Below are 6,965 nucleotides of genomic sequence, written 5' to 3'. Positions count from 1 at the left end.
AGTGAAGCAGAATTATTTGACGAAGCCGAAAAAAACGAGGCATTCAATTTGACAGAGGAAAAGAAAAAGCTGCTCGATAAATACAAGCCGGACGTGCTATTTTTGAATGAAAGCATGTTTGAGGCCTTCGCTCAAGAAGGAAAGTTGTATGACATTGAGCCGGCTATTAGCCAGGATCAATATAAGCTGGACGGATTCATGCCTGGACTTATTGATAGGCTGCGGGCAAAAGGGAACGGAAAGCTATACGGGCTTACTCCATCCTTTGAGACAAACGTCATCTATTATAATCGAAATTTGTTCAAGAAGTATCAAATTGAGCCGCCAAACGGGAAAATGACGTGGAAGGAGCTTCTTGATCTGGCAGAGAGATTTGCGAGCGTTGAATCAGGAAAGAAGCAAGTGTTTGGTTTGTATCAAACGAAAGGGCCAGCAAGTTTGATGTATGATATCGCTGCTGCATCGGCACTTAAGCTAGTTGACGCGAAATCAGGCAAGCTGTTGATCGATTCGGATGGTTGGAAAGAAGCGATGAAGATGACGGCAGATGCAGTCCGCAATCATGCGGCTTATGCTCCTCCGCCAATGAAGGAAGGCGAACAGCTTGATGGATACGATGACGCCGACTATGAGAAACATAGAGACTATTTGAAGCAGTACAGCCGATCTAACGAGATGTTCTACATGGGTCATGCAGCCATGACGATTCAAGCGCCGTGGTTTGCTTCCTTCTTGCGGGATATTCCATACTACTCGAAGACACCGGAGATCGACTGGGGCATTGCGGCCGCGCCTGTTAATCCTGCTAAGCCCGATGAATCGGCTTACGTGAAATTGTCGGAGATCTATGCCATATCTGCAGATTCTCCGAACAAGCGGGCGGCTTGGGAATTCGTCAAGTTCGTGAACGGGCCGGAAATGGCACAGGTTGCTGGGAAGGCAATGAACGATACGCTCCCCACGCGGTCAGACTATTTCAAGGATTTTAGAGGGCGGGAAACGGATGCGTTCTATCTGTTAAAGCCAATGCAAGTCAGTGGAGTGTCTGATAAAAAGAGTATTCCGGCGGGATTCCATTCCGAATTTGATGCTTTACTGTCGGATGCATTGAATTCTGTGATTGAAAAAGAGAAAACACTGGATGAGGCGGTTGCTGAACTTCAAATCAAGGGGCAAGAGATATTGGATAGGTCGCGGGATACCAAGCAGTAAAAGTAAGTGTTCAGAAGAAGATCGAGAGCAGGGACGAAATGTTCCCGCACTCGGTCTTTTTTGTGCTACAATTTTTATATAAAAAAATTTTTTGTCAATGTCACATTTTTGGCTTTTCGATTGTTAGATATGGTGAAGAGCACTTTTCGTATGATAAGAAAACTCAAATGAGGAGTTGTAAATACGTGACAAAGAGAGAACGAATACAAGAGCTCGATGCTTATCGGGCACTTGCTATCATGGCGGTGCTGGCGATCCATGCGACATCGGAAGCGCTGGCAGCGACAATCGGCAGTCGGGCATACCCGCTTTACTTATTGATAAATACCTTTAGTAAATTTGCCGTACCCGTTTTTATTTTTTTAAGTGGGTTCGTATTGTTTTATAATTATGCGGACAAGCCGTTAAGCGGAGGAACGATACGACAGTTTTACCGGAAACGATTACTGTACATATTAGTACCATACCTTGTTTTTTCCGCCTTCTATTATTTATTGAAGCTCTATCGCAGCGACATGTTATTCGATCTATCGTGGGCGGTGGCATATGACTTTATAAAAGCTCTGTTCGGCGGCAGGGCGTATACGCACCTCTATTACATAATTATTATGGTTCAGTTTTATATATTGTTTCCGTTATTGCTGGCTGTATTCCAAAAGATGCGTCGGACTGTGCCGCTCATGTTCCTGGCAGCTGCACTGCTCCAATGGGGATTTATCATTGTTAATAAGTATGGTTGGCAAATCCCAAGAGGGAATCTGGCAATCTCCTATCTGTCATACTTCATATTCGGGGCATGGATCGCTATGCATTACGAATCGATCCGGAATTGGCTTGTTCACTTGTCGAAGGGATATAAGCAAATCGCAGGCTGGGTCGTCTTATGGAGTGTGTGGATTGGGCTTGGAATCTATCATGCATACATGTTTTATCGCGCGAATGTTGGCAAGATATTCGTCAACACCTTGTGGTATGAGCTCGTTTGGTATATTCATTCCTTATTGTCGTGCATCATTTTGATCCAAATCTCATTTGTTCTATTTTACCGTTGTGGAAGAAAAGTATCTTCCTGGGTGACTTCCATCGGAGCATGCTCATTCGGCATATATTTGCTGCATCCGTTCCTGCTCTTTATTTATCGGAAAATAGGGATTAAGGGAAATATGCTCGAGTATGCACTGTATATTGCAGGCGGCTGGATATTTGCCTTCATTGGTTCTTGGTTCATCGTATATATGATTTCGCGTGTTACTTCATGGTCATGGATTGCATTCGGCATTGTTCCGGTTCAGGACAAGGACAGCAAAAGCCGTATTGTGGACAAACCGCATCACGAAGCGAATGTACGCAATTTATCGGAATAACGGAAAGAAGGATGGGCTTCATCATGAAGTCCATCCTTCTTTGTAGTGGGCACGTTATGCCGATGTGCGACTTCTGGTTCGTGCCTTGTGCATGAATAAGCATTGAAGCAAGAATCCAGCGACGAGAACCATTCCTGCGAGATAGGGGAGATTGGCAGGATCCGCATTCCGCTCAAGCAAGGCACCGAAGGTCATTGTACCGACAGATCCCGCCAAATAGTTCATCGAGCTAAGCAGTGCGATAGAGATTGTCGCATGGCTTGGGCTGATCTCGACAAGTGTTTTTTGCTGGGCAGCTATGGATGCCCAACCCGCCGCACCCCACAGTATGAGCAAGAATGCGAGACTTGCTGCGTTTTGATGAACACTACCCATGAGCATCATGGACAACATGAGCACAATGATGAGAATAAGCATAATCGTTCGCGGACGCTTATATCGATCCATGATTGAGCCAATCAAGAAGCTTCCGGCGATTCCGCCCACCCCCCACATCCAAATGAACCAAATGGATTGCTCATATTCGAATGCGGCGATGATTCGATCCAAATACGTATATAATCCTAGGCTGCAAAAGCTTAAAATCGCCGTCACAAGCATTACGAGCGTGATTTGCTTATTTTTGAACAGCGACAATCTATCGCTCAACGTCGGCAAGCTATTGCTCTGAATTGTAGGAAACTGACTCGCTAGTGCCATTATGCCCAAGAGACCGACAATTACAATAAACCACATTGTCAATCGCCAATTATACAAGGAAGAGATATAAATCCCTAATGGCACGCCGATAACGGTTCCAGCACTCATACCGAACAAGATTAAACTTAAGGCTCGGCCCCGCTGCCCTTCAGGAGCAAGATGAACGGCCGCAGAGGACGCCAATGGCGAATATAACCCCGCTCCGATTCCAGCTATTCCCCTAGATATTAGCAATACGCCAAAATGATGCGTAATCGCAGTCATGATATTGGCCAATGTAAAGAGCGATAATGCAGCAAGTAAAATATGTTTCGTATTCGCTCGACTTAAGATAGCTGCAAAGAATGGAGCTGCGATGGCATAGCATAGAGTGAACGTACTGACCGATTGTCCTGCTGCACCAATAGAAATGTTGAAGTCTCCTGCGATAAGGGGGAGTATTCCGGCCATCACATAGGCATCAGCACCTAAGGCGAACATGCCGAATAGTAGAAGAGTAATGTTTCTCAAGATGATCACCAACCTTATGATAATATGCATGAAACACATGGATCGCTGTAAGAGCAAGCATCTGTTCTGAATGTATTGTATCGAGTATACTTATATTAGTGAAATTAATGTTTGGCATGAAAGGTATGAGGATAACTCATGACATTGGCGCGCTATGAAGTGTTCATGAAGGTAGTGGAGCAGGGGAATTTCACAAAGGCTGCTGAGCAGTTGAATATGACTCAGTCTGCGGTTAGCCATGCGATTGCGAGTTTGGAGAAGGAGCTTGGTCATGCGCTGCTGAATCGAGGCAAGCAAGCTAAGATTAGTACGACGGTGTTAGCAGATCGTATTATTCCGCATATGATGCAAATTTTGCGCAGTGAAGCAATTATTCGCGAGGAAGTATCGCTAGAGAACAACCAGCTTGAAGGTTTGCTTAGAATCGGTGCATTTACAAGTGCAGCGTCACAATTGCTGCCACCGATGATTGCACGAATCAAAAAACATCATCCGCGTGTGAAAGTGATTTTATTTGAGGGAACGTATGAAGAAGTTCAAGAATGGATTCGAAAGGGAACTGTGGATATTGGATTTATGATGAATGCGGGACAGAACCAAGATCTGCATCAAGTATTCATTCATGAAGATGAGCTTGTCATCGGTATGTCGCCGAAGCACCCACTTGCACAGCTGGACACAATCGATATCTCGCAGCTTGAGGGTGTCGATTTCATCATGCCTCTGGCGTCCTATCATTCACAGGTGATGGAGTGTCTGTCCAATCATGGGGTGACGCCAAATGTGCTGATGGAAGTCCTGCATTGTAACACGATTATGAATATGGTATCCCAAGAGATCGGTGTTACCATTGGGCCAAAGCTGTTGTTTCAGTCCAATGAGCAAATGGCGATCAGACCATTGAAGCAGGCGACAAGTCGTCCCATCAGTCTGGTCTATCGAACGGTGAGTCCTACGATTGAAGCCTTTCTAACAAGTAATCAGCTGCGTTCCTGAGAGTGTTCTAATCAGCCAAACGGGTGAACGGAATATGAATAATCCGTGGTCTTAATATCGGATCTACATCTGAATTCGGTCGGATGCTAAAGTGTCAGTAAACAAAAAAACTCCCGTGAATGGCTGCATTCGCGGGAGTTCCTATCATATTTACACATGACTGTCCACTGCTAATTGAGATGTCCGTCATGCAAGCATTTGTGTTAGCTAATGGAGGCTTCGTAGATGGAATGAATAGAGCGGGACAGAGTCTCATCGAATTCTTCAGCCGTCTGCTGCGCTGATAATCCTACCGACAAGGCGCGTGAGAAGCTGGCAATGAGTCCATGATTGCGTGCCAGTCTTTCATTTGCTTCATCTTGATCGTATCCGCCTGACAAGGCTACAACGCGGAGCACATGCGGATCTTCAATCAGTTCACGATAGAAATTATCGACAGTAGGGATGGACAGCTTCAGCATGACTCTTACGTCCTCGCCAAGCGCATTCAATTGCTTCAGAAGCTCATCCTTCAATAGTTGTTCCGATTGCTGCTTGTCCTTGCTGTAGATGTCGACTTCAGGTTCAATAATTGGGACAAGACCCATAGACCAAATCTGCATGCCGACTTCGAATTGCTGTTCGACTACTTTACGTATTCCTTCTGCGTTCGCTTCCTTAATGACTGAGCGCATCTTCGTGCCGAAAATATGCTTCTCGACTGCACGCTTCAGTAGGTCGTTCAGATCAGGCATAGGCTTCATCAGTTGAACACCCTGTTCAAGATCAGCCAATCCTTTGTCCACCTTCAAAAAAGGTACGATGCCTTTCTTTTCCCACAAATAATCTGCGGTAAACTGTCCATCGATCGTCCGATCCATCGTATTCTCAAATAAGATGGCCCCCAATATGTACTTCGAATCAAATGCTGAGCTCGTAATTATGCGTGTGCGCATCTCGTGAACCTGCTCGAACATTTCCTCGTCATTGGAGTAACGATCTTCTGTAACCCCATATTGCAGCAGAGCCTTCGGCGTGCTACCGCCACTCTGATCCAATGCTGCAATAAAACCCTCTCCCGTATGAATTCGTTCCACTTGTTCCTTGTTCATTGATGTTTCTCCTTCCTATGTGTGGGATGGATGGCCTCGACACTTCGTATACGCAACGTATCTAAGAATGAGGTCATAATAGAAACAGAACTTGACGCGTTCACATGAGCCTAGGCGTTCAAACCGTATTGAACCAATCTAGAAGCATTCGTTCATCGGTTAGGTTTGCCCATACGTCAGGTAGAGTTTCTTATATTGTACAATAATTAATCGTTCTATGCACCGACATATCACCACCAGTTCATTAGCGCTGCTGCTGCAGTGTGAGCCAATTGGATATGAACATCCTTCAATCCGATAATGAGGAATGGGAGCTGCCGTAAGCAGGTTAGGGGCAGTAGTTGAAGGGACAATATTTCCTTCGTAATCCTTCTTCATACCTCGATAGGATAAAAAGAAGAGGAGCTCATATCCGAATGATATGGGCTCCTCTATTTATTCTTCTGCAAATAATTTTTTTACTTAACAAATGAATGGTAGGAAGTGCTCGTCCAATTCACGATTATTTAATCACACGACGTGCTGTTTTAAAGGTCTTGTCCCATGCGCTGCCTTTAAAGTTGGAAATCGTCACTCCTACACCTTTCTTATACGTGTGGATGACTTTGTTATTGCCCATATATACCGATACGTGATTGATGATGCCATCACGATTCGTGTCAGAGAAGATAAGGTCTCCTGCCTTCAATTGACTCTTCGAGACTTTCGTACCCACTCGCGATTGCTCTCTGGAAGAGCGCGGCAGTTTAATCCCATGCTTTTTGAAAATATATTGCGTAAAGGAAGAGCAATCAAATGCACTTGTTCTTCCTGTTGCTGCGCCGAATACATATGGAGTTCCCATATATTTCTTGCCTGTTTGAATCACTTTATTTGCTACGGAAGTAGAGGAGGCTGCTTCCACCTTCATGACTGCAGCGTCACTAACAATGCTACCCGACAAAGCGAGCGTTGCGCATATTCCGAAACTGAGTAGAGTTTTACCGAATTTTGTTGTCATCATGTTGTTCATGTTGTAATCCTCCTTATGGATAAGCAAATGTGATAACCGCCTAGTTGACTTGCAATCAGCATAGCATATCTTTTTGCGTCC

Annotated in this window: 6 protein-coding genes; 3 read left to right on the top strand and 3 right to left on the bottom strand. The window is 44.9% G+C overall.

Annotated elements, in window-relative coordinates; translation table 11 throughout:
- Together ABN764_RS06430 and ABN764_RS06425 are read left to right on the top strand one after the other, a co-directional pair.
- On the top strand, positions 1-1,212 hold a 1,212-nt coding region (locus tag ABN764_RS06430), incomplete at its 5' end, for an extracellular solute-binding protein (protein ID WP_446671322.1).
- A 185-nt stretch (positions 1,213-1,397) separates the two neighbouring features.
- Entirely contained in the window at positions 1,398-2,576 is a 1,179-nt protein-coding gene (locus ABN764_RS06425; protein WP_021253570.1) for an acyltransferase, read from the top strand.
- A 54-nt stretch (positions 2,577-2,630) separates the two neighbouring features.
- On the opposite strand, the gene ABN764_RS06420 is transcribed toward ABN764_RS06425, so the two are convergent.
- A complete protein-coding gene (locus tag ABN764_RS06420) occupies positions 2,631-3,785 on the bottom strand; it encodes an MFS transporter (protein WP_446671321.1) in 1,155 nt (384 codons plus the stop codon).
- Between the two features lie 138 nt (positions 3,786-3,923).
- On the opposite strand from ABN764_RS06420, the gene ABN764_RS06415 reads away from it, so the two are divergent.
- Positions 3,924-4,781, top strand: a complete 858-nt coding sequence (locus ABN764_RS06415; protein WP_446671320.1) for a LysR family transcriptional regulator — start codon at positions 3,924-3,926, stop codon at positions 4,779-4,781.
- 203 nt (positions 4,782-4,984) lie between these two features.
- Here ABN764_RS06415 and ABN764_RS06410 read toward each other — a convergent pair whose 3' ends face one another.
- Together ABN764_RS06410 and ABN764_RS06405 are read right to left on the bottom strand one after the other, a co-directional pair.
- Positions 4,985-5,872 (bottom strand): fructose bisphosphate aldolase, encoded by an 888-nt coding sequence (locus tag ABN764_RS06410; RefSeq protein WP_174810188.1) that lies wholly within the window; start codon positions 5,870-5,872, stop codon positions 4,985-4,987.
- Positions 5,873-6,374: 502 nt separating this feature from the next.
- On the bottom strand, positions 6,375-6,884 hold the full coding sequence (locus tag ABN764_RS06405; RefSeq protein ID WP_174810187.1) for a C40 family peptidase: 510 nt from the start codon (positions 6,882-6,884) through the stop codon (positions 6,375-6,377).
- Between the last annotated feature and the right edge of the window lie 81 nt (positions 6,885-6,965).

Source organism: Paenibacillus wuxiensis (genome assembly GCF_040195695.1).
GTDB lineage: Bacteria > Bacillota > Bacilli > Paenibacillales > Paenibacillaceae > Paenibacillus_B > Paenibacillus_B suaedae.
The sequence above is the reverse complement of the archived record's forward strand: the minus strand, read 5'-3'. Positions and strand labels throughout refer to the sequence as shown.